Consider the following 21,839-nt stretch of genomic DNA (forward strand, 5'->3'; position numbering starts at 1 on the left):
CCTGTCGAATGGGCTATGGTCTGTATTCTGGGTGGAACCGCTTATTTCAAACCAAAGGCAATCATCCCGACTTTATTGCCCGGCTGATTCTCGCCGGCTCCCTTGGCATCGGTAGAATTAATGGAGTAGACGAGCCTTCACTGCAAGCCGCGAGTGGCGAACATGCCGTTGCAATAACCCGGTCTTGCACCGATTTTCCCCCAGAAGGTGACACTTTTGATCGTGGTTCTTATCATGCCCATACTTAATGTAGCCCGACCGACATCTTTGCCGTCTTTGTTCCAAGTAGGGACTTCGGGGACGGTAAACATGTTCTCGAGTACATCAGAGGGCAGCAGCTTACCACCGAACAGAGCGGTCATAAAGGTGTTCAGATCTGAGGTGGTTGATATGATTTGGCTTGCGGCCCAAGTGAAAGACTGGTTGCCTTCCGTCACATCTACAAACACGGTCTTTCCTTCATGATCGACTGCCTTGTATCGAAGAGCATTCGTGCCTACAATTCTAGTATCGCTCCCGGGTAGGATCTAGTAAGCTTAATGATTGCACAAGGCGAGATTGAATTTCTACCTCGTATGGATTGCCAGTCAGTTTCTCGATCAGCAGGCCGGCAAGGAAGTAATTGATGTTCACGTAGTGTTGTTGGATGCCAAACTCGAATTCCACGGGTTGATGGATGGTTAATTCGACATATTGCTCCGGCGTCCAGTTCAGGAACTACATATCCGCATCCGTCACACCCTCAGACAGGACGGGGCTTGGAAGTCCACTGGTGTGATTAAGCAATTGGCCTACGGTAATCAATGGAATGATTGAAATCTTATTTTCATATTGTATTAATCATTCGAGAATATAATAAGAGTCGACTCCCTTTAAATATAAACTTAGACCCACAGCCCGTTGCTGTGGGTCTCCTTTTTTTTATTAAACTATAGGGTAGTAGTTTAACGCAATACAGGAGACTATTGTAACTTAACAGCCGTTTTGTAAGGGTAGCTGAAACGGAGGTCAGACAGATGTGATAATATATAGAAAAGAGGGAAACAAAGTTACCCAAAACAAAGGAGGCAGGAGAACATGTCGAACATGGACAAGGAGAAACAGGCTCTAGATAAAGCGAAAACGGTGTATGAAACAAGCGAGATCATAACGACGAAAGTGTACAAGGTCAGCCCGGAGCAGAAAAAGGAACTCGATCGTCTTTCAAATGAGAGGCTCGAAAAGTTACGCGAGGAAGCAATACCGAAGATCCGCGAGCGGTACGAGCAGCTGGTCAAGCTCCGGCAGCAACAGACGAAGGCCGACGACAGTGGCAAGCCTACTGGGGATTTCGCTAACAAATACTCTAGTTGAGGGGTTTGCTTCGCGGCAGCTCTTCTTTTGTTTATTAAAGTAACGAGCAGTCTAATGTAAAAATATGTTATTAATGGATATATATATCTACGTTTAGAAGAGCTGAGGATATGGGTGAAGTAATTATACAAGAGATTAATGATGTAACTGCACTTCAAATTGCTGAAATGGATTGCTCAATACTACCTAAGGAAAGAAATTCAATCTATCTCAATTTTTAATGTCTTTTTCGTGATACATGTTTGTTCGCTGTAAATGATGGTGAAGTCGTAGGTTTCGCATTAGTGATAATCGACCAGACTTCTACATCACATGCCTACCTTAACTATTTATTTGGCAAAGAAGACTACAGGAAAACAGGAATAAGCAAAAGATTATTGGAACAATTTGAGATAGCCACTTCAAAAAAAGTTTGTAAGTTTGTAACTTTATTAACAGGTAAGAACGAGAATATTGATTACTACCAAAGGCAAGGTTACGAAAAGATATTTTCTGCGGGAGCAGTCCGTTTACTAGAGGTAACAAGCCTTCAAAATAGCTGTTGACATTTTCCGTCGCTCTGTATATTCTTAAAGCTATAAATGAATGAATTGTTCATTCATTATAAAAGGAGTGTAAAAAAACAATGGAAGCAAAAAAGGGAACTTGGTCGATAAAAGGCAAATACGTCATCATTACCGGCGCAACTAGCGGAATCGGTTTGGCTGCGGCCAAGGAGCTTTTGAAACGAGGCGCAATTTTGGGGATTGTCGCCCGCAACCGAGCGAAGGCGGAAGCGACAGTGGTGACATTGAAGGCGGCGGCAGGGAATGATGCTAAGGTGGATATTTTTCTGGCCGACATGGCCTCGCAGCAGTCGATTCGCGATGCGGCGAAGGACATTCAGAACAGATGGGCGAGGCTGGATGTTCTGATCAATAATGCGGGCGCGATGTTCGTTAAGCATCTTACTACCGAAGACGGTATCGAGATGACGTGGGCGGTTAACCATATGGCTCCGTTCCTACTGACAAAGCTGCTCCTTAACAAGTTGAAGGGAAGCGGACATGGACGTATCATCACGACCGCCTCCCATGGGCATAAGATGGCCCGGAACGGTATCGGATTCGATGACCTGAGCGGCCGGAAATACTATCGTTTCCCGCATCTTCTGATTGGCGGCCCCAATTTCCGCTATGGCGAAACGAAGCTTGCCAATATCATGTTCACGGCTGAGCTGGAAAGGCGTCTGGAGGGATTCGGCGTTTCGGCAGCCTGCTTCGATCCCGGGCTCGTGGCGACGAATTTTAATCAGGACAACGGTCTGTTGGCCCGCATGACGATGGCGGTCATGAAGCAGTTTTCGCGCACACAGGAGAAAGGGGCCGAGACACTGGTTTGGCTCGCGGATTCCGATGAAATGTCCTTATCGAGTGGGCACTATTACAAGGATATGCAGCGCATCATTCCTTCCGGTCAGGCACAGGATCCGGCTGCAGCGAAACGGTTATGGGAAATGAGCGAGAATCAGCTATAATAGCGGAATAGAGGAATTCACAAACGGGGATAAGCGGGAAGGAAGAAATGAAGATGAAGCAAGTACAAGATCAGAAGCCAGAAGCTTTAGCCGACGACCGAAGGGAACGAATTAAGAAAGCTGCTTTGAAAGTATTCGCCAAGCGGGGGCTGCAGGCGGCGAAGATGAGCATGATCGCGGAAGAAGCCGGCGTCAGCCAAGGATTGTCTTACCGATATTTCAGCTCCAAAGAAGAGCTCTTCACGATCCTCGTGCAAGAAGCACTCGATGAAGCGGAGACGTCCTTGGCAGACGTCTCGCAGCTGTCCGGCTCGCCAAAGGAACGTTTAAGAGCGTTCACGTTGACTATGCTGGACGAAAGCCACAAGAGTTACTTCATGCTTCTGCGGTACGCACAAATTGAGGAAGGGGTGCCGGAGCAGACAAAGCAAATCTTGGAGAGCTATTCGCCCGACCGGATGATCGGGCAACTGGTTCCGTTAATTCATCAAGGGCAGCAGGCTGGCGAGTTCAGCGAAGATGAGCCGCATAAGCTGCTGTTCTTCTACTTCTCGGTCATTACCGGTCTGATGTTACAGGATGTCCCCGGCATCTATGGCGATTGGCAGAGCGAAGTCGATCGGTTAATGAAGTTGATTCTGAAATGAAATCGCCGCGACCCGAGCAAGGCGTGTCTTGCTCGGTCGCGACGATATTTTCTTTAAGCGCGCATCATGCGGGTTAGTTGTTATTAATCGTTAAAAAAAACACGGTATAAGGATCTATGGCACCGACTTAACGTTCAATTACGATTTAGAAATTGCTTCTCTGCTCGAATATGTAATTAGTAACCTAAATAGCTATTGGGTTAATTGGATAAATAGATTAGAGAAAAAATTGTCGTTTGCTAATTTATCGGAACAGGACATCAATGTTGAGCAGCTTGATAAAGCAGTTGAGTGGTGTACTCTCGGAATGTTGCGACAGTTGTATACGTTAAAAGAACATGATATAACAAGCAAAATTGGATCTGGTAACTATGGCATTAATGAATTGCCAGAAAAGTGGCACGGACTTATTCATGAAGCAATAGCTATAAAGCGAATTCAACCCAATCGTTACTATAAATCACAAATCCCAAGATTGACCGACCTGTTAGCATTGCTTAGATTTATTCATTTGGAAGCTAATCATGTATATAAGTTGAACAATATCTCCAATGCTGCCCCGAATCGGTACGCTTGGCAGCGTATCGACTAAAATATATTTTTTGTTCTGGACTTATCGGTTCGGAATGGTGTATATTATTTTTAAGGAGGTGAGATACGAATGGTTCGTCCACGCAACTTTGATGAAATAGATGTATTAAGGAAAGCGATGACTTTATTCTGGACAAAAGGTTATGAAGCGGCATCCCTAAATGATTTGCTACATGTTACTGGACTTAGTAAAAGTAGTTTATATGAGACTTTTGGTAACAAACATGATTTATTTGTGAGAGCATTTGATTTATATCGCGAGGAGCGTCTATCGGTATTAAATAATTATTTGAGTAACGAGGATGTATACCAGGGTATCGAATTATTTTTTATGGCCCTCCTTAATGTCGTTAGCAAGGGTTGCATGACGTCAAATGAAGCTATCGAATTGGCGCCTCATGATAAAGAATTTCAAAAAATGATTGAAAAGGATTTCGAAGATGTTGAACATGCATTTTTAAATGCAATTGAGATTGGTAAAATCAATGGTTCTATTCAGTCTAAAATCGATTCACTAAAGCTTGCTCGATTTTTAACGGTCTCCTTACAAGGTATAAATGTGATGGTGCGAGCTCAAACAAATCAAGACAGAATTGTAGATTTCGTTTCTGTAATTTTAAGCAATTTGAGATAGATAAAAGTGTACTTTTATTTTTTGATAGTTTTGGACCGATAGGTCCTTAATATAAAATAATTTAAAGAAAAGAGGAGCAAACATGAACAACAATTACAAATCTATTTTCGAACCATTCGAGTTTCCATCTGGAGTGCAGTTGAAAAACAGGGTGATGATGGCGCCTATGACCCTTGGAGCATCAAAGTCTGACGGAGCCGTTACTGATGAAGAATTGGCTTATTATATTGAACGGGCTCAGGGTGTAGGCGCCGTGATTACCAGCAGTGCCCTTGTTTCGCAAAATGGAAAAATGCTCGAAACGGGCTTCGGCGTTGACGATGACGCTCTGCTCCCAGGCCTGAAAACATTGGCAAACACTATTCATGAACAAGGTTCCAAAGCTTTTGTCCAAATTTATCATGCGGGCCATAGAAGTAATCCGGCTTTGCTGTCTGGAGCACAACCGTTAAGTGCAAGCGCAGTTGCAGCAGAGCGTGAAGGATCTGTTACCGCAAAGGCAATGACAGAAGAGGAAATTGAGAATGTTATTGATGATTTTGCGAATGCAACCCGAAGGCTGATTGAAGCCGGATTTGACGGAGTTGAGATTCATGGCGCCAATGGCTTCTTGATTCAGCAATTTTCCTCTCCACATTCCAACAGAAGAGAAGACCAATGGGGCGGGACATTAGAAAAGAGAATGAGATTCCCTCTTGAAATCATCAAACGCGTACAAGAAATGGTTACAAAACATGCAAAATCACCGTTTGTGGTTGGATACAGAATTTCTCCGGAGGAAAGAGAAGATCCCGGCATCACAATGGAAGATACGCTTCAATTCGTGGATGTTCTGGCCGTACAGAACCTAGACTACATCCATCTTTCCGTGGATCATTTCTGGGGTGAACCGAGGAGGGAAGGATCAAGCAGTACGAAGTCACGTACAGTAATGGTTCAGGAGCGTGTAGGTAATCGTGTGCCTGTAATCGGTGTTGGCGGACTTTCCACACCGGATGATGTCGTTAAAGCACTGGAGACTGGAATCCCACTAGTAACAATGGGTCATGCCTTGATCATGGAGCCCAAATGGGTTGAGAAGGTACAAAGCGGACAGGAAAAGAAAATTAGAACGACACTTCCCCGAACAGCTCAAAAAGAACTGGTAGTTCCCGATATTTTGTGGGGAATGATAACCAGCATACCCGGATGGTTCCCTGTCGTGGATTAAGGAGTGCCAAGATTCAGAATATGACATGCCAGGCCGCCAAGGAGGACCCGTGCAACTTGCCGTTACAGGCAACGCGATGAACCATATCGCACATACTGGTACAGAGGAAAATAGAGTTGCCAATAGGAGCAGCAATGCTAAAAGTGACAGTAGGTATGCAGGTTACAGCACTCGGATTATGTGGAGTGTTACTCACTGTTGGTCAGGAAAGACTAATAGTTGAGATATATTGGCGGAAATAGTAAAGAGGGGGGGCGAATCCCTCTTTTTTGTTGGGTTTGTTATCGTACTATGTTGTTTCTTTCTTGCACAAAATGTGACTACCATTAAGGTATAGGCGGTCACGTGATTATTTCACTAACGTTCCCTGCTAGTTTTAATGATATTAATTAGAGCTGCTGAAAAGGATACTTCCTCTTGTCATTCATCTACTCGACTATGTTCTTGTACTCCGACAACTTTCGTTATTATGGGTGGAGAAAAGATTAGCCGTTCAACTGCTTAAACATTGCGTCACGTTCTTCTCGTGACGCTTGCGCGGTTAACTGAGACCAGCCGTAAGTTACTTCTTGTTTTCCATCTGTCAGGCCTTTCATTACTGCGTCCGCAAACTCTTCAATTGGTATGCCAGCTGTGTTTGCCCCCGGCGCTCCAAGATCCGTATTTGTATGCGGCGGACTTATCTCGATTACTTCAATGCTGTGCTTTTCCAATTGTTTTCTTAGAGACAATGTGAACGAATGTAGACCTGCTTTAGTCGCGTTATATACGGGAGTTACTGCAAGCGGTACGTGGGAAAGACCCGAAGTCACATTCATAATAGCTGCATACTCTTTCCCAATAAAATGCTGTGTGAAGAGCATTGCCAAATGAATCGGCGCATCCAAATTCGTTGCAATTTCGGATTCGGTATTCTTCCAAGGCTCCTTTTCATCCAACTGTAGATAGCGCTGCATACCTGCATTATTGAGCAGTACGTTTACGTCAGGATGGTCACGCGTCACTTGCTCGTATAACGCGATTCGATCTTCTTCCTTGGAGACGTCAAACTTGTAGGTATGAATCTCAGGGATTTTTGCTTTTGCTTCTGCCAACTTGTCCTCGCGTCTTCCGCAGATAATTACCTTGTTTCCTGATTTTACAAATCTTTCAACTAACGCCAGTCCAATCCCTGCTGCGCCCCCGGTAATGAGAATCGTGTTCGAATTCAATTTTTTCATATGAATACTCCTCTTTGTAATGTTATTAGTTATCCTTGCTTAGTAAATCACGTTGATATGTGGCTATTTTCTCTTGAATCTTAATTAAATTCGCTTCTATTTCGTGGATTTGTTGAAGAACCTTTACTTCTTGTTGTTTCATCATTTCCAATCGCTGTGGGATTGTATCCTCTCCACTCATAGACCAACTAATGAAATTTTTAATTTCTTTAATTGGCATTCCCGTATCCTTTAGACATAGAATCATATCCAAATACTTAAGCGCTTCGTCATTGAAAATCCGATCGCTATTCTCTTTTCGTTCGATAAAGGGAAGAAGTCCTTGTCTGTCGTAATAATGCAATTGAGAAATGGTCAGATGCTTCATTTTCGCGACTTGTCCGATCGTATATTTCATACTGGCTATACCTCGTTTAATACCAAGGGATAATTCCTTTTTCATTCAGAATTTTTCCGTTGTAATTTTCATTACTCAGTGCAAAGTTTGTGACGATTTGTGAACCATCAACTGCTGTATGACTACCTGGTTTATTTCCGTTGAGATCAGTTGTGGTAAAATCAGCTGTCATGCCTAGAATCTCAGGGCCGTTTGTAGCAAATTCTTTTCCTAAGGCTAATATCATTGAGTTGACGGCGGTTTTTGATGAGTTATCATTAGGGAAACCTAAGGATTCAACAGCTTCTATTCCTAATTTCTCATTGTGAGCCTCCCAAAATACATGATAATTTTTATTAGCTGGCTCGCGAACAATTTCATATCCAATACCTTTGTTAGAACCAGTTACAAAAGAAAATTATGACAATTTAAATCACCTCCATGGGTTTATAAATATTTGGATACAAGAAAAGAATAATACCTAAACCTTAGTTTAGGTCAAGCGATATTATTTTACTCTGTTATTGCTCTTTTACAAGGGTTAGCTTAATGTACATTGTTTAGGAATGCTACATACAGGGTATATTCTTAAAAAATTTTATACGGAGCGAATGTCCCATACGGGGCTGAGTATGACCGGTAAGACAACTATCGTCACAGGTTGTTACTCTGCTCTGGCCTCGGTTTGGAGACAGCCCGCGTACTGGCGGCTGCAGGGGCGACGCTTATCGTCCCAGCGCGAACACGGGATAAGGCTGCCGCAGCAGTCGCTGGTATTAAAGGTATTGAACTTTAAACGACTCTGCAACCATCGATGCCTTTGCGGAACGTTTCCTTGCTTCAGGTCGGCTACTGCACATTCTTGTGAACAGCACAGGCATTATGGTCCCACCACTGGCGAGAGACGCTTGCGGTTATGAATCGCAATTCGCCACTAACCATCTCGGTCATTTTCAATTAACTGCTCGACTGCGGCCTGCCCTTCAACTTGGAGGTAAAGCACGCGTCGTATCCGTCTCTCCGGTGCGCATAGGTTCGGCAGTGCTGACCTGGAAGATCTGAATTACGAGCACAGAGCGTCCAGTGGCAAGCGTACGGCCAGATATACATGTATATGATCTCGGCCGTCTTGTATTTCCTGACGCATTACCCGATCTGGTCATTTTTGATAATCTTATTCTTAAGCTTTGCCATGGGTATCCTCTTAACGATATGGCGTAACCACTACAAATGGTTTTTTATCTTGCCAACTGTGGGTTTTCTGGCAGCAATTTTCAATATCTTTATCACACATTATGTAAATTCATTATTTCTTAACGCAGTTGGAACGGAGGGTACTGCAATCATTGTTTATGCAGAGGAAACAAATTCCTTGTACAATGATCAATATGTTTGGGAGTACGAAGTAGTCCTTAAAACCTCCGATGGGCAAGATGTGGCGACGAATTTCACTACCATGTCCGCCAGTATCTATCCGCTGCGCAATGCCATTCTTATTCCGCCCAAGGGTGAAGCTTTCGTGGCCAAATATGTAACAGGTTTCGAACGTAATATTCTCATCATGAGCGATAAATCAGAGTATGGTAAAAAATGGGTAATTAATGAAAATCTAAAACCGGTTATAAAAGCCGAAGGCCAACTTGCAACAAGCCCCACCAATCCGAAATTCATTTCGGAATACCGCCTGGCACTTCAGGCATTCCTCGAAAAGCACCACGATGAGCCCGATTCAGCTCTAATGCGTCAGTATGAGCAAAAACTCAAAGCTCTAGAAGCGACGGAACGGAAGCTGCAGCCTTAGCAGTAGGATTCTAACCCTTTTCATAATCTGTGCTGTACAGACGGCAAACGGAGAACCATAGTGGAGGAGCTAGTCGCGAGATAGCTTCTCTTTTTTGATAGTCGTCATACTTGTGCCATGTTCGCTTAGCCTATTTTCAGCGATAATAGAAACAGAAGCGACACAACGTGCAGGATGAAGGAGGCAGTGCCAGATGACCGATTATCAGCGACTTATTAAGGAAGAGTTGCAACAAATTGAGCGGGATGAACAGGTTCGGATTTTGTATGCATGTGAATCGGGTAGTCGTGCGTGGGGATTTCCTTCACAGGACAGCGATTACGACGTCAGATTTATATATATCCGACCGGTAGAGTGGTATTTGTCCATTGTCGATAAACGGGATGTAATTGAGCGTCCGGTCAACAATATGCTGGATATTAACGGCTGGGATTTGAAGAAAGCCTTGAAGCTGTTTCGCAAATCCAATCCGCCGCTGCTGGAATGGCTGCAGTCGCCGATGGTATATATGGACAACTATTCGGTTGCTGAACAAATCCGCGGCATTTCTCCAACAACCTTCTCACCGCATTCGTGCATGCATCATTATCTGCATATGGCGAAGGGGAATTACCGGGAGTATTTGCAGGGAGATCAAGTGAAGATTAAAAAATATTTTTATGTACTGCGTCCGATCCTGGCGTGTGAGTGGATTGAGAAGTACAATACCATGCCGCCTATCGAGTTTGATTTATTGGTAGAAGGCCTGGTACCAGAGGGCAGCGAGCTAAAGGGCATTATTCAAGAGCTGCTGGTTCGGAAAATCGCTGGGGATGAGATGGATTACGAAGCAAGAATCAACCCGATCAATGAGTTCCTGGAAGATAGAATCAATTACTACGACAGAACGGTATCCAATATGCCTTCTGCTGAGGGTGGTCTGACTAATCGGCTTGACGAGTTGTTCCGTTCGGCACTCGAGGAAGTTTGGTCCCTTGCATAGAAACTTACCCAATAGTAGAAATTACCTGTATGGCAGAAGCTGAGTTGCCTATTTAGTTGAAAAAAGGAGATGCCGATATGGGGATTCTGAAGGGTAAAGTAGCTATTGTGACGGGTGCTGGAAGCGGGATGGGACGCGAGGAAGCGATTCTGCTTGCTGGGGAAGGAGCCCAAATCGTAGCCACCGATATTAATGCTGCTGCCGTACAAGCTGTTGTGAAGGAGATTGAAGCAATCGGCGGACAAGCGGTTGCTTATGCGCATAATGTTGCAATGGAGGACGAGTGGATCAAGGTCGTGGCCGGAACTATGGAGACATACGGCAGACTGGATGTGCTGGTTAATAATGCGGGGATTTCATTGGCTACTGGGTTGTTGGAGACGACGATTGAACAATGGGACAAGGTCATGAACATCAATTTGAAGAGCACCTTCCTTGGGATGAAACACGCTATTCCACATATGCAGGCCAACAAGGGGGGATCCATTATTAATATTTCTTCCATTGCTGGTCTTACAGGGAGCAGCGGCGCAGGTGCATACACAGCTTCCAAAGGCGGTGTTCGCATGCTGTCCAAAGCCGCTGCCGTTGATTATGGCAAGGATAACATTCGGGTCAACTCGGTTCACCCCGGCTTTATTGAGACGCCGATGAGCTCAGATTTTGTACATAACGAGCAGATGCTGAAGTGGTTCTTGTCCCAGACAGCCCTCCCAAGGGTAGGACAAGCTTCTGAAGTGGCGGCAGCGGTGTTATTCCTGGCTTCGGATGCGTCTTCCTATATTACAGGTATTGAATTACCTGTAGATGGAGGCGTTACGGCAAAGTAATCTGCATAGTATCCATCTTATAGAACAAGCCTGAGCTGAGATCTTCACGATCTCGTTCAGGCTTGTTTGGCTGTCAGGCTGAAAAGACCATACTGCATCTCGCACATCGGGATGATGAGAATAACCCTTCCCAATCCATTAAGGATACACTATATTTAGTAATACATGGAATTAATAGGAGGCTGCTATGTGCGCAAATGGCTCGGTTTCTTTCTAAGCATCACTTGTATCGCCACTACGTTAGTGTTTACGATGTATTATACCTACCAGTTTTATATGGCCAACCAAACCGACGAGTTCCAAAACACAGCTGCTCCTGATACCAAATACAGGTTAATGTTTATCGCTACCGAGCAGAATGCGCCCTCCAGGGGACGCGTTCAGGAAAGAGCCTTGGAAGAAGCGCAGAAGCAGGGAGCTTCGATCCAATTTCGCAACGCGGTACGGCCGAACGAGGATGAAATTATGAAGCAAATGGAGGTCGGGATAGCCGCCAGGGTCGATGTCATGATTGTTCAGGGGATGGACAGCCCGAGGTTTGTTCAAGTCGTGAATAAGGCATCCGCTCAGGGGATTGCAGTCATTACCGTATTTACTGACTCACCGGACAGCCTGAGAAAAGTGTATGTTGGCGCAGACCATTTCATTGAAGGCAATCAGATGGCTGATAAGGTCGCGAAGGCTGTTCATTATGAGGGAGCCGTTGGTATTCTGTATGACAGTAAGGATCACAGCTATCAAAATGAACGGTTGAAGGGAATTGTACAAGCGCTAACCAAGTACCCGGCGATCCGCGTCGTTCAGGCGCAGTTTGAAGGAGACTCCCGTGATGGGGCCTATCGACGCACAAACGATTTATTAAATGATGGCGAGCATCTGCGTGCAGTAGTCGGATTAAGCTCGGAGTCCGTGGTCGGCTCTGTGCAAGCGCTTACTAGCCGTGATCGGATTCAGGATTATTTTGTTGCTGCCTTTGATGATTCACCGGAAATTATGCATTTGATATCTTCGAACAAGATTGATGGGGTCATGCTGCATGATGACGGCGATGTCGGACAAACCAGCGTTTCATTAGCGTTGGAATGGCTGCGAGGCAAGAATCTGCCGCTGGAGCCTTACCATTATGTGACGAATCGGCTGTATACGAGTGAGGAGTTCATGCATGAAAACATTGCAAAGTAAAATGATCATGCTGACGGTCATTATTTTGGTATTTATGGCAGGTCTATGGCTGTTTCTTAACAATCAGCACCAACTGACGATTGAAAAATACAATTCGATTCTGCAGCGCTATATGGCAATGAACGAGCTGACGAATCTGAGTACGGAAGCGGTCAAGCAGCTTAACGGGTATACCAATAACCCCAGTAAGGAAACAGAAGCCCGATTTAGCTACGCGGTCGAGAAACTCGAAAGAAATTATGTCGAGCTGCCCGCGCTTATCAATTCGGGTAACATGACGACCTTGCTTAATTTCAAAAATATGATTGCGAGCCTGGTCGAGACGATGAAGCTCTCAGCCAAGGATACCGAGCGACAGGAGAAAAACTCGGCACTGACAAGGCTGGAGGAAGCGATCCAAGTCAACAAATTCGTTCATGAGGAAATGCTTTCTTTGCTTAACCAGGAGTTGAATACATATAACGATTTTTATGTGCGTATGATTCGGCAGAGTGCAGATTTGCGCAAGCTTGGATTTTGGAGCTTAGGTCTGGCCTCGGCGCTGCTATTTTTGTTCTCGTATCAATTTGTCGGCAGCATTACCCGTCCGGTTCGAACGTTAGCGGCTGCAGCCCGGGAAATATCTGCGGGTAATTTTGATAAGCCTATAGAAATCAAAGGCAGGGATGAGTTGTCCTTGCTCACCTTGACAATGAATCGGATGAGAATCAGTATCAAAAATTTGATTGAGGAAATGAGTATCAAAGCGCAGCTGGAAAAAGATTTACGGGATCATAAATTATTGTTGAAGGAAAGCGAGCTGCGCAGCTTGCAAAATCAAATCAATCCTCACTTTTTATTCAATACACTGAACATGCTGGCCAAAAAAGCTTATTTGGAAGGTGCCGAGGAAACCAGCGAGCTGATTGCGAGTGTGTCCGGTCTTCTGCGCTACAATCTGCGAAGCTTGAAAGGGATGGTGACGCTCAGGGAGGAGCTGCATGTCATTCAAGAATATTTGATCATACAGAAAGCCCGATTCGGCTCCAGAGTAGGGTATGAGCTGAAGCTGGATGAGTCGTGTTTTACCGTACCTATTCCTTGTATGACGCTGCAGCCCTTTGTTGAAAATGCGATCATCCATGCCATTGAACCGCTTGAGCAGGGGGGGACGATCCGTATCGAGGTAATTAGACAGAATGAACAAGTGATCATCGAAATTGCCGACGATGGCAGCGGCATGAAGGAGGAGCAGATTGCTGCTTTTTTCCATTTACGGGATCATGATCCGGAGGAATCTACCCCAGTTGGTACAACTACCGGTATAGGTATTCCCAATGTGATTCGGCGTCTCCAGTTGTATTGTGGGGCGGACGACGTCGTTCAAATTAGTAGTGATAAGGACAAAGGAACCGTCATTCGGTTGACTTTGCCGCAACAAGGAGGAATTAAGGGATGACTACATTTAAAATATTGATCGCTGACGATGAGGAGCTCGAACGTGAAGCGCTGAGCCGTATTTTAACGAAAGGCCTGAATGACATCGAAATCGTCGGGCTGGCGCACAACGGGAGAATGGCGGTGGAGCTGGCGGAGCAGCATCGACCTGATGTGATTTTATTGGATATCAAGATGCCGGGAGTGGACGGACTGCAAGCGGCCCAGATTATCCGCAGCACGGATCGTGATGTCAAGATCATTATGGTCACGGCGTTTGATTCCTTCGATTATGCCCAACAAGCGCTCCGCCTGCAGGTGAGCGATTATATGCTGAAGCCAAGCAAGTCGTCGGTGATTTTGGAGACGGTGGGCCAGGTGCTGAAGGAGCTGGAGGGGGAGCGGGAGAATCGTCAGCGGCAGCTTCGTGTAGTGGAAAGGCTGGATAAGCTGCTGCCTGTATTGGAGGCGGATTATGTGACACAGTTATTATATGACAGCGTTCACGAGTCGCATCTGCAGGAAATGATGTCATTGCTGGAATGGAAGGAGCAGGGGCCTGCCTTTGTCATGGTATGTACGATTCAGACGGAAGGCGATGACGCAAGCTTGCCCGCCGTCTATAAATCGCTGACCGAATATTTCCGAACCACTTCAGATGGATGGGTTGGGAAGCTCAGCTTTAACCAGCTGCCGATTATTGTTCTGGCTGATGTGCAGCAATCGTACCGTGCGCAAAGCACCTCGCTCATACGCAAATTACTTAATTACGTTAGCTGCTTTCGTGGTGTACGCGTATTTATAGGTATAGGAAGCTGCTCGGAGTCTACTCACGATATCCGGCAATCGTATCATGAGGCACTGTTAGCTTCCACTGATTTGTCGATTCCGACCCATTGTCGGCATTATTCCGATCTGCTGCAAGAGGATAATCGGTCAGCTCTGCGTTCTTCGGAAACGGAAAAGGAGGTGCTGGAGCAAGCTCGCCGAGGCCAATGGCATGAGGTGAACAGGCTTCTGCAGCAATGGATCAATGGCTTTGAAGCTGAGAGCTGTCGACTGGTTGAAGCACAGCAGCGGGTTCAAGACCTGCTATTGATCTTGTCCCGATTTACCCTGGAACTGGGTGCCAAGACAGAAAAGCCTTATTATGCCTTTCAAATGGTGAGCTATGCCCAGCTTCGGTCGGAGCTGCTTCGTATTGTTGATGGAATCGTACGTTCCGTCAAGGAGATGCAATCGCAGGTAGAGCCCGACTTGATGCTCAAGGTCAAAGCCTATATTATCCAGCATGCACAGCGGGAAATATCGCTTGATTTGATCGCTGAGCATGTCCAGGTCAGCCCATTTTATATAAGCCGGCTGTTTAAGGAAACCTTCGGGACGAACTATGTGGATTTTTTGACGGAGCGCCGGATCGATAAGGCGAAGGGACTTATGTCTGATGAAGGCAAGAGCTTGAAGGAGATTGCCTATGAGGTAGGCTACCATGATCCGAATTACTTCAGCCGTGTGTTTAAAAGAACCGTAGGCCAATCACCGACTGATTATCGAAAAGATTTGCTGACGCGGCATCGTCCGCTATCCACTAACCATGAAAGCGTTTAAAAAAGTGAAGAAGATAACAAGATAGTGCAGATAATGGTTCAACTGAAAGCGCTCTCCCCATGATAAATTCAAGTTGTAAGCAAGTTTAACAAACAAATAACTTTACAATTAGAGGGAGAGGTTCGAATTGATGAACAAATGGTTGAACAAGAGCGGCATGTTGGGCTTGGCATTGACTTTTACCGTAGCTCTAACGGGCTGCACGACTGGAGAAACCAAGCCAGCGGCAGCAGGTGGCGATTCGAAGCCAGCCGCTACAGCTCCAGCCGCGGATAAGAAAGACAAGAAGATTGTTATCGGGATGTCGCTGGACACCTTGCAGGAAGAACGTTGGCAGCGTGACCGCGACATGTTCGTAGCCAAAGCCAAGGAGCTTGGAGCGGAAGTTAACGTGCAGGCAGCGAACAGCGATGACGCTAAGCAAATCGCACAGGCGGAGAACTTGATCAGCCAAGGTGTAGACATACTTGTGGTCGTTCCTCATAACGCTGAGGCGACAGCAGCCATTGTTCAAAAAGCACATGCGGCCAACATCAAGGTCATCTCTTATGACCGATTGATCAAAAACTCGGACGTGGACCTTTACATTTCCTTTGATAATGAGCGCGTTGGTGAGATGCAGGCGAAAGCGATTGTTGAAAAAGCGCCAAAAGGCAAATATGTGCTGATCGAGGGCTCAGAAACAGACAATAATGCACATTTATTCAAAAAAGGGCAGATGAACATTTTAAAGCCGCTGGTGGATAAAGGCGATATCAAGATTGTATACGAGCAATGGACCAAGGATTGGGGTCCGGCCAACGCACTGGCTAATATGGAAAATGCGCTGACAACGAACAAGAATGAGGTTGATGCAGTTGTTGCTGCCAACGACGGTACAGCAGGCGGAGTTATTCAAGCACTGACGGCGCAGAAGCTGGCTGGTAAAATTCCGGTTTCCGGCCAAGATGCGGAGCTGGCTGCGATGCAGCGTATTGTTGAAGGTACGCAGTTAATGACCGTGTATAAGCCGCTGAAGAAGCTGGCGGATGAAGCTGCTACTGTTGCTGTGAAGATGGCTAAGGGCGAAAAGGTAGACGCTCCGAAAAAAGTGAATAATGCCAAAATCGATGTACCTTCCATTCTGCTCGATCCTGTAGCGGTGAACAAAGATAATGTGGATTCAACCGTCATTGCGGACGGCTTTCATAAGAAAGAAGATGTATACAAGAACGTTAAGAAATAAGCAGCGAGCCGAGAGGGCGGGGAATCCCGCCCTTTTTCTGAGAGGGAAACCGAGAAGGGGGAATAATTACATGGAAACCATGGCCCTTGAGATGAAAACGATTACGAAGGAATTTCCGGGGGTTAAGGCACTGAATCAGGTCACATTTAAGGTGAAAAAGGGTGAGGTGCACGCTTTGTGCGGGGAGAACGGAGCGGGCAAATCGACTTTAATGAAAGTGCTAAGTGGGCTGTATCCGGCGGGAACCTACGAAGGTGAAATTCTGGTCGACGGTGTCGTACAGCGGTTCGGACATATTAAAGATGCGGAGAAGGCAGGCATTGCTATCATCTATCAGGAGCTTGCATTGGTGAAGAATCTGACCGTTGGCGAAAATCTGTTTCTAGGAAACGAGCCTTCCCGCTTCGGTATTATGGATTGGGATTATGTTTATCTCGAGACGGAAAGCTGGCTGCGTCAGGTGGGTTTAAGCGGCATCAAGCCGGATCGGATTACGGGTACGCTTGGCATTGGGCAGCAGCAATTGATTGAAATAGCAAAAGCCTTATCCAAGAAGGCAAAAATCCTCATCCTCGATGAGCCGACAGCGGCACTGACCGAAAAGGAAGTTGCTATTTTGCTTGCCATTTTGAAAGAGTTCAAAAATCTGGGCGTTACCTGCATTTATATCTCACATAAATTAAATGAAGTATTCGAGATCGCGGATACGATTACCATACTGCGTGATGGACTGACGATTGCTTCGCAGCCGACATCGGAATTGACCGAGGATAAAGTGATTTCACTTATGGTGGGACGGGAATTAAAAGAACGATTTCCACGTGTGGAGGCACAACCGGGTACAACGATGTTGGCAGTAAAGGATTACACGGTATGGGACCCGAGCCAGCCGGGACGTAAAGTGATTGACAACCTATCTTTTGAATTAAAGCAGGGAGAAATTCTCGGCATCTCGGGTTTGGTCGGAGCCGGTCGCAGTGAATTGGTGCTGAGTTTGTTTGGAGCTTATGAGGGAGCAAAGCAAGGCAGCGTTGCCATTGACGGCAAACCTGCAAATATTAGAAGTACACAACAGGCCATAGAGCACGGAATGGCACTAGTATCCGAGGATCGAAAAAAATATGGGCTGGTGCTGGATATGGATATTAAAAACAATATCAGCTTGTCCAGTTTACATAGCATTTCCGTCCGCGGGGTCATTCAGGAAAATCAGGAAATAGCCGTCGGTCAGGATTACATTCAACAGCTGAAAATAAAAGCGAATTCGGTAGAAACCGTTGTAGGTACATTAAGCGGCGGCAACCAGCAGAAGGTGGTTATTGGGAAATGGTTAATGACCAAGCCCAAAATTCTCATATTGGATGAGCCGACGCGTGGGATCGATGTAGGCGCTAAGTTCGAAATTTATAACATCATGAATCAATTATTATCGCAGGGGGTGGCCATTATTATGATCTCATCCGAACTGCCTGAAGTTCTAGGGGTCAGTCACCGGATTATGGTGATTTCGGAGGGCAAGATGGCCGGTATATTCAACTATCAATCAGCAACTCAGGAGGTTATCATGGCGGCAGCAACAGGGGGAATCAAACATGGCTAATTTTGGCGGCATACACGTACCGGTAGACAGGGGCAAAAATCAGAGAAAAATTCAGCTGTGGATGAAAATGGACATTAGGGCCTACGCGATGATCGGCGCTTTGGTGGCGATATGGCTGTTGTTCTCCTTGCTTAACGACACCTTCCTGACACCGAGAAATCTATCCAACTTATTTTTGCAAATGTCGGTCACCTCGGTATTGGCGATTGGCATGGTACTTGTCATAGTTGCCGGACAGATCGATTTGTCTATTGGCTCGATTGTTGGCTTGACCGGCGGGGTGGCCGCCATTCTCAATGTTTGGTATGACTGGAGTACGGTCCCCGTCATTATAGCTACCATATTGCTGGGCGCAGTGATCGGATTCATTCAGGGCTGGTGGGTCGCTTATCGGGCTGTTCCCGCATTTATCGTGACGTTGGGCGGCATGATGGTATTTCGGGGGCTTTGGCTGGGCATTTCCGGCAGTAAAACGATTGCTCCGCTATCCCCGGGATTCAAGTATATAGGCCAATCGTATTTAATTGGACCCATCGGTCTCATTTTGGCAGTAATTGCAATCGTATTTCTGGTGATTGGACTGCTCCGCAAGCGAAATTCACGCAAAAAATACGGCTTTGAGCTGGAGCCTATGACGTTCACAATGGCCAAGGCTGTCATCTATGCCGCACTCATTCTTGGCTTCGTGCTTCTCATGAATCAATATCAAGGTATACCCGTACCCTTTCTGATCGTCATCGTCTTGGCAGTGATCTTCACTTTCATGGCCAAAAACACTGTGTTTGGACGCCAAACGTATGCGGTAGGAGGCAATGCCGAGGCGTCCCGCTTATCCGGGATCAATACGAAACGAAGATTGCTTGTTGTCTTTGTGCTGTGCAACACACTGGCAGCGGTAGCCGGATTGATTCTGACCGCAAGGCTGAATGCGGCTACGTCTAATGCCGGTAATATGTATGAGCTGGACGCGATTGCAGCCTGCGTTATCGGCGGAACGAGCTTGCTTGGCGGTGCTGGAACGATTATCGGCGCTATTATCGGGGCATTGGTAATGGCCAGTCTCGATAATGGAATGAGCATCATGAACGTGGACTCGTATTGGCAGCTGATTGCCAAAGGCAGCATCCTGGTCGTTGCCGTATGGTTCGATATTTACAGCCGTCAAAAAAAGAAAAAGGCGTAAGCCATGCGAATTCCGAAGCTTATGGATTGAACAGCAGCTGGGTCCGTACCTGCTGCGAGGTTGTATGAGCGAACAACTCATGCAGCCTTTTTTATACAATGAAGTATTTCCCATTCCCGTAGACAAATACGTATAGATTAATTACAATACAATTAAGCCATACAAACCGACCCTTATGATTGGCGGGGTGGGTTTATTTTGCATGTGCAAGTAGGAGAGCAAATAAGTTCGATAGATGATAAAGCAATAATTACATGCTGGAGGTGACAATTAATGAAGGAACAGAGTACCAACAGCTTATCCAATTCCCCAACCTATCCTTCTGAGGACAGCCTGTTATTGGAGAATGACGAAAGACTTCGAGGTGCTTTGAAGGAACTGTCAGATATTAGACATGCATTGGACCAGTCATCCATTGTGGCCATCACCGACCCGCGTGGAACCATTCTCTACGTCAATGATCAGTTTTGTAAAATTTCTCAATATGAGCGGAATGAATTACTGGGACAAGATCACCGGATATTAAATTCAAACTATCACGCCCGCGATTATTTCAAGGACATGTGGGCCACAATTGGGTCTGGACGTATTTGGCGAGGAGAAATCAGGAATCAAGCCAAGGATGGCACATTCTACTGGGTAGATACGACGATCGTTCCATTTTTAAATGAACAGGGAAGACCTTACCATTATGTTTCGATTCGAAATGATATTACCCGTCGCAAGCAAATGGAGGAAGAGATAAGAAAAAGCGAGGAAAAATACCGTTTAATTACCGAAAATTCGTCGGATCTGATTTCAATCATCGATACAGCAGGGAACTTTGTGTATGCATCCCCATCGCACATGATTTTGTTAGGACACGACCTGACTAGCTTTGAATCCAGTCATTTGCATCAATGGGTACATGAAGAGGATCGTGAGATTGTATCTACTAGTATTCAGCAAATCATACATACGAGAAAATCGTCGACTCAACTGGAGTTTCGAGTTCGAACGCGCAGTGATAGGTACTTATATGTGGAAACGACGCTTAATCCGATTCTCCAAGCAAACGGGGAGGTTACAAGCCTCGTTCTCGTCATGCGTGATATTACCGAACGGAAAAAATCGGAGCAAACGATTTATCATTTAGCTTACCACGATACCTTAACGGATTTACCGAATCGACGATTATTTATGGATCGGTTGCGCAAGGAGGTTCAGCTAGCGAAGCGTCAACATACTCAATTAGCGATTATGTTTCTGGATTTAGATCGATTTAAAGACATCAATGATTCGCTTGGACATGAAGCCGGCGATCTTATTCTTATAGAATCAGCTAAAAGAATCAGCCATTGCGTCGGTCCCAACGGTTTGGTCGCTCGTCTGGGGGGCGATGAATTTGTTGTGCTATTAAAGAGCCTGTCGAGCCTGACGGAAGTGGAATCGGTGTCAATCACCATTCAAACCAGTCTTCAAGAACCGATCGAGCTTGCCGGGCAGCTTTATAGTATGTCCTGCAGTATGGGAGTCTCCTTTTTCCCTTCCAATGGGAGGGACCCGGATGAGCTGTTAAAACGCGCAGATATGGCCTTATATGCTGCTAAGAATATGGGAAGGAATGGGGTTTCATTCTTTCATTCGGATATGGAGGAGCGTTCTTTGGCACGTATCCTGTTAGAAAACGAGCTGAAAAAGGCGATTGAGCTTGAGCAATTTCATATTGATTATCAGCCTAAGCTTGATCTATCAACGGGACAGTTAGTCGGTATGGAAGCACTTGTGAGATGGAATCATCCCGAATTAGGGAGAATACCTCCTGATAAATTCATTCCTGTAGCAGAAGATACGGGACTGATTATCCCTCTGGGAGAATGGGTTCTGCGGCATAGCTGCGCGCAAAATAAAAAATGGCAGACTCAAGGATACCCTCATGTACAACTATCTGTGAATTTGTCGGCCAGACAATTTTATCAGCCTGATCTGCTGGACAAGGTCAAAGAGGTACTAACGATGACCGAACTGGATCCGCAATGGTTGGAGCTGGAAGTTACCGAAAGTGTTTTTGCTGATATTGATCATGCTGTGACCATTCTGGAAGCAATTAAGGTATTAGGAGTCCATACCTCCATAGATGATTTTGGAACCGGCTACAGTTCATTCAGTTATATTAAGCATCTTCCCGTTAATACCTTGAAAATTGATGCCTCGTTTATTCGGGATATTCATCATAATAAAGAGAGTCAGGCCATTGTCAAAGCCATATTGACCATAGCTCAAACGTTGGATATCAATGTGATTGCCGAAGGTGTTGAAAGTCAAGAGCAGTTAGCCATTCTGCAAGAGGACGGCTGCAATCAAGGACAAGGCTTTTTATTCAGCAAACCTTTATCCGATCAGGATTTTGGAGCGTATCTGCAAGGTATGCCAATAACTCACAGCTACTGAGATTGTAAAGGTTCGCCAGCCAGCCAGAGCAGCAC

23 protein-coding genes are annotated in these 21,839 nt (G+C 45.6%); 18 read left to right on the forward strand and 5 right to left on the reverse strand.

Annotated elements, in window-relative coordinates:
• Positions 1 to 137: 137 nt before the first annotated feature.
• Positions 138 to 449 (reverse strand): hypothetical protein, encoded by a 312-nt coding sequence (locus NST47_RS06070; RefSeq protein ID WP_341154331.1) that lies wholly within the window; start codon positions 447 to 449, stop codon positions 138 to 140.
• A gap of 55 nt (positions 450 to 504) precedes the next feature.
• Positions 505 to 666, reverse strand: coding sequence for a hypothetical protein (locus tag NST47_RS06075; protein WP_341154332.1), 162 nt, complete (start codon positions 664 to 666; stop codon positions 505 to 507).
• A 411-nt stretch (positions 667 to 1,077) separates the two neighbouring features.
• Here NST47_RS06075 and NST47_RS06080 point away from each other — a divergent pair, with 411 nt between their 5' ends.
• The 7 genes from NST47_RS06080 to NST47_RS06105 all read left to right on the forward strand — a co-directional run bounded on the left by NST47_RS06080 (position 1,078) and on the right by NST47_RS06105 (position 5,951).
• Positions 1,078 to 1,353, forward strand: a complete 276-nt coding sequence (locus NST47_RS06080; RefSeq protein ID WP_341154333.1) for a hypothetical protein — start codon at positions 1,078 to 1,080, stop codon at positions 1,351 to 1,353.
• A gap of 242 nt (positions 1,354 to 1,595) precedes the next feature.
• Positions 1,596 to 1,898, forward strand: coding sequence for a GNAT family N-acetyltransferase (locus tag NST47_RS37120; protein WP_445667355.1), 303 nt, complete (start codon positions 1,596 to 1,598; stop codon positions 1,896 to 1,898).
• 80 nt (positions 1,899 to 1,978) lie between these two features.
• A complete protein-coding gene (locus tag NST47_RS06085; protein ID WP_341154334.1) occupies positions 1,979 to 2,869 on the forward strand; it encodes an SDR family NAD(P)-dependent oxidoreductase in 891 nt (296 codons plus the stop codon).
• A gap of 53 nt (positions 2,870 to 2,922) precedes the next feature.
• The gene (locus NST47_RS06090) at positions 2,923 to 3,516 is read left to right on the forward strand and encodes a TetR/AcrR family transcriptional regulator (protein ID WP_341154335.1); all 594 of its coding nucleotides are present in this window, start codon (positions 2,923 to 2,925) and stop codon (positions 3,514 to 3,516) included.
• Positions 3,517 to 3,745: 229 nt separating this feature from the next.
• Positions 3,746 to 4,108, forward strand: a complete 363-nt coding sequence (locus tag NST47_RS06095; RefSeq protein WP_341154336.1) for an aminoglycoside adenylyltransferase domain-containing protein — start codon at positions 3,746 to 3,748, stop codon at positions 4,106 to 4,108.
• Positions 4,109 to 4,177: 69 nt separating this feature from the next.
• Positions 4,178 to 4,741 (forward strand): TetR/AcrR family transcriptional regulator, encoded by a 564-nt coding sequence (locus NST47_RS06100; RefSeq protein WP_341154337.1) that lies wholly within the window; start codon positions 4,178 to 4,180, stop codon positions 4,739 to 4,741.
• Positions 4,742 to 4,823: 82 nt separating this feature from the next.
• Complete coding sequence (locus NST47_RS06105; RefSeq protein WP_341154338.1) at positions 4,824 to 5,951, forward strand: NADH-dependent flavin oxidoreductase; 1,128 nt, start codon at positions 4,824 to 4,826, stop codon at positions 5,949 to 5,951.
• Positions 5,952 to 6,436: 485 nt separating this feature from the next.
• Here NST47_RS06105 and NST47_RS06110 read toward each other — a convergent pair whose 3' ends face one another.
• The 3 genes from NST47_RS06110 to NST47_RS06120 are packed head-to-tail and all read right to left on the reverse strand — an operon-like array spanning position 6,437 to position 7,935.
• On the reverse strand, positions 6,437 to 7,171 hold the full coding sequence (locus tag NST47_RS06110) for an SDR family oxidoreductase (RefSeq protein ID WP_341154339.1): 735 nt from the start codon (positions 7,169 to 7,171) through the stop codon (positions 6,437 to 6,439).
• Positions 7,172 to 7,196: 25 nt separating this feature from the next.
• The gene (locus tag NST47_RS06115; protein WP_341159614.1) at positions 7,197 to 7,568 is read right to left on the reverse strand and encodes a MerR family transcriptional regulator; all 372 of its coding nucleotides are present in this window, start codon (positions 7,566 to 7,568) and stop codon (positions 7,197 to 7,199) included.
• Between the two features lie 16 nt (positions 7,569 to 7,584).
• Positions 7,585 to 7,935, reverse strand: coding sequence for a hypothetical protein (locus NST47_RS06120; protein ID WP_341159615.1), 351 nt, complete (start codon positions 7,933 to 7,935; stop codon positions 7,585 to 7,587).
• Positions 7,936 to 8,429: 494 nt separating this feature from the next.
• On the opposite strand from NST47_RS06120, the gene NST47_RS06125 reads away from it, so the two are divergent.
• The 11 genes from NST47_RS06125 to NST47_RS06175 all read left to right on the forward strand — a co-directional run bounded on the left by NST47_RS06125 (position 8,430) and on the right by NST47_RS06175 (position 21,804).
• The gene (locus NST47_RS06125; protein WP_341154340.1) at positions 8,430 to 8,609 is read left to right on the forward strand and encodes a hypothetical protein; all 180 of its coding nucleotides are present in this window, start codon (positions 8,430 to 8,432) and stop codon (positions 8,607 to 8,609) included.
• Positions 8,610 to 8,655: 46 nt separating this feature from the next.
• Positions 8,656 to 9,348 (forward strand): hypothetical protein, encoded by a 693-nt coding sequence (locus NST47_RS06130; protein ID WP_341154341.1) that lies wholly within the window; start codon positions 8,656 to 8,658, stop codon positions 9,346 to 9,348.
• Positions 9,349 to 9,541: 193 nt separating this feature from the next.
• Entirely contained in the window at positions 9,542 to 10,330 is a 789-nt protein-coding gene (locus tag NST47_RS06135) for a nucleotidyltransferase domain-containing protein (protein WP_341154342.1), read from the forward strand.
• Positions 10,331 to 10,407: 77 nt separating this feature from the next.
• Positions 10,408 to 11,160, forward strand: a complete 753-nt coding sequence (locus NST47_RS06140; protein WP_341154343.1) for an SDR family NAD(P)-dependent oxidoreductase — start codon at positions 10,408 to 10,410, stop codon at positions 11,158 to 11,160.
• A gap of 189 nt (positions 11,161 to 11,349) precedes the next feature.
• Positions 11,350 to 12,342, forward strand: a complete 993-nt coding sequence (locus NST47_RS06145; protein ID WP_341154344.1) for a sugar ABC transporter substrate-binding protein — start codon at positions 11,350 to 11,352, stop codon at positions 12,340 to 12,342.
• On the forward strand, positions 12,323 to 13,780 hold the full coding sequence (locus NST47_RS06150) for a sensor histidine kinase (RefSeq protein WP_341154345.1): 1,458 nt from the start codon (positions 12,323 to 12,325) through the stop codon (positions 13,778 to 13,780). The genes NST47_RS06145 and NST47_RS06150 overlap by 20 nt, the downstream gene beginning before the upstream one ends.
• Entirely contained in the window at positions 13,777 to 15,366 is a 1,590-nt protein-coding gene (locus tag NST47_RS06155) for a response regulator (RefSeq protein ID WP_341154346.1), read from the forward strand. The genes NST47_RS06150 and NST47_RS06155 overlap by 4 nt, the downstream gene beginning before the upstream one ends.
• Positions 15,367 to 15,496: 130 nt before the next feature.
• Positions 15,497 to 16,591 carry a D-xylose ABC transporter substrate-binding protein gene (gene xylF / locus NST47_RS06160; RefSeq protein ID WP_341154347.1) on the forward strand — a complete coding sequence of 365 codons (1,095 nt, stop codon included), beginning with the start codon at positions 15,497 to 15,499 and terminating at the stop codon, positions 16,589 to 16,591.
• Positions 16,592 to 16,661: 70 nt separating this feature from the next.
• Positions 16,662 to 18,191 carry a xylose ABC transporter ATP-binding protein gene (locus NST47_RS06165; protein ID WP_341154348.1) on the forward strand — a complete coding sequence of 510 codons (1,530 nt, stop codon included), beginning with the start codon at positions 16,662 to 16,664 and terminating at the stop codon, positions 18,189 to 18,191.
• Positions 18,184 to 19,374, forward strand: coding sequence for a sugar ABC transporter permease (locus NST47_RS06170; protein ID WP_445667356.1), 1,191 nt, complete (start codon positions 18,184 to 18,186; stop codon positions 19,372 to 19,374). Before NST47_RS06165 ends, NST47_RS06170 begins: the two co-directional genes overlap by 8 nt.
• 273 nt (positions 19,375 to 19,647) lie before the next feature.
• On the forward strand, positions 19,648 to 21,804 hold the full coding sequence (locus NST47_RS06175) for an EAL domain-containing protein (protein WP_341154349.1): 2,157 nt from the start codon (positions 19,648 to 19,650) through the stop codon (positions 21,802 to 21,804).
• Positions 21,805 to 21,839 lie beyond the last annotated feature (35 nt).

Source organism: Paenibacillus sp. FSL H8-0034 (assembly GCF_038000305.1).
Lineage (GTDB): Bacteria > Bacillota > Bacilli > Paenibacillales > NBRC-103111 > Paenibacillus_S.

Excerpts from the sequence above, each read along its gene's own strand:
- NST47_RS06135 (WP_341154342.1), top strand. The coding sequence starts at position 9,542 with ATGACCGATTATCAGCGACTTATTAAGGAAGAGTTGCAACAAATTGAG.
- NST47_RS06105 (WP_341154338.1), top strand. The coding sequence starts at position 4,824 with ATGAACAACAATTACAAATCTATTTTCGAACCATTCGAGTTTCCATCT.
- NST47_RS06130 (WP_341154341.1), top strand. The coding sequence starts at position 8,656 with ATGTATATGATCTCGGCCGTCTTGTATTTCCTGACGCATTACCCGATC.
- NST47_RS06080 (WP_341154333.1), top strand. The coding sequence starts at position 1,078 with ATGTCGAACATGGACAAGGAGAAACAGGCTCTAGATAAAGCGAAAACG.
- NST47_RS06175 (WP_341154349.1), top strand. The coding sequence starts at position 19,648 with ATGAAGGAACAGAGTACCAACAGCTTATCCAATTCCCCAACCTATCCT.
- NST47_RS06110 (WP_341154339.1), bottom strand. The coding sequence starts at position 7,171 with ATGAAAAAATTGAATTCGAACACGATTCTCATTACCGGGGGCGCAGCA.
- NST47_RS06100 (WP_341154337.1), top strand. The coding sequence starts at position 4,178 with ATGGTTCGTCCACGCAACTTTGATGAAATAGATGTATTAAGGAAAGCG.
- NST47_RS06115 (WP_341159614.1), bottom strand. The coding sequence starts at position 7,568 with ATGAAATATACGATCGGACAAGTCGCGAAAATGAAGCATCTGACCATT.
- NST47_RS06170 (WP_445667356.1), top strand. The coding sequence starts at position 18,184 with ATGGCTAATTTTGGCGGCATACACGTACCGGTAGACAGGGGCAAAAAT.
- NST47_RS06140 (WP_341154343.1), top strand. The coding sequence starts at position 10,408 with ATGGGGATTCTGAAGGGTAAAGTAGCTATTGTGACGGGTGCTGGAAGC.
- NST47_RS06090 (WP_341154335.1), top strand. The coding sequence starts at position 2,923 with ATGAAGCAAGTACAAGATCAGAAGCCAGAAGCTTTAGCCGACGACCGA.
- NST47_RS06155 (WP_341154346.1), top strand. The coding sequence starts at position 13,777 with ATGACTACATTTAAAATATTGATCGCTGACGATGAGGAGCTCGAACGT.
- NST47_RS06165 (WP_341154348.1), top strand. The coding sequence starts at position 16,662 with ATGGAAACCATGGCCCTTGAGATGAAAACGATTACGAAGGAATTTCCG.
- NST47_RS06150 (WP_341154345.1), top strand. The coding sequence starts at position 12,323 with ATGAAAACATTGCAAAGTAAAATGATCATGCTGACGGTCATTATTTTG.
- NST47_RS06085 (WP_341154334.1), top strand. The coding sequence starts at position 1,979 with ATGGAAGCAAAAAAGGGAACTTGGTCGATAAAAGGCAAATACGTCATC.
- xylF (WP_341154347.1), top strand. The coding sequence starts at position 15,497 with ATGAACAAATGGTTGAACAAGAGCGGCATGTTGGGCTTGGCATTGACT.
- NST47_RS06125 (WP_341154340.1), top strand. The coding sequence starts at position 8,430 with ATGGTCCCACCACTGGCGAGAGACGCTTGCGGTTATGAATCGCAATTC.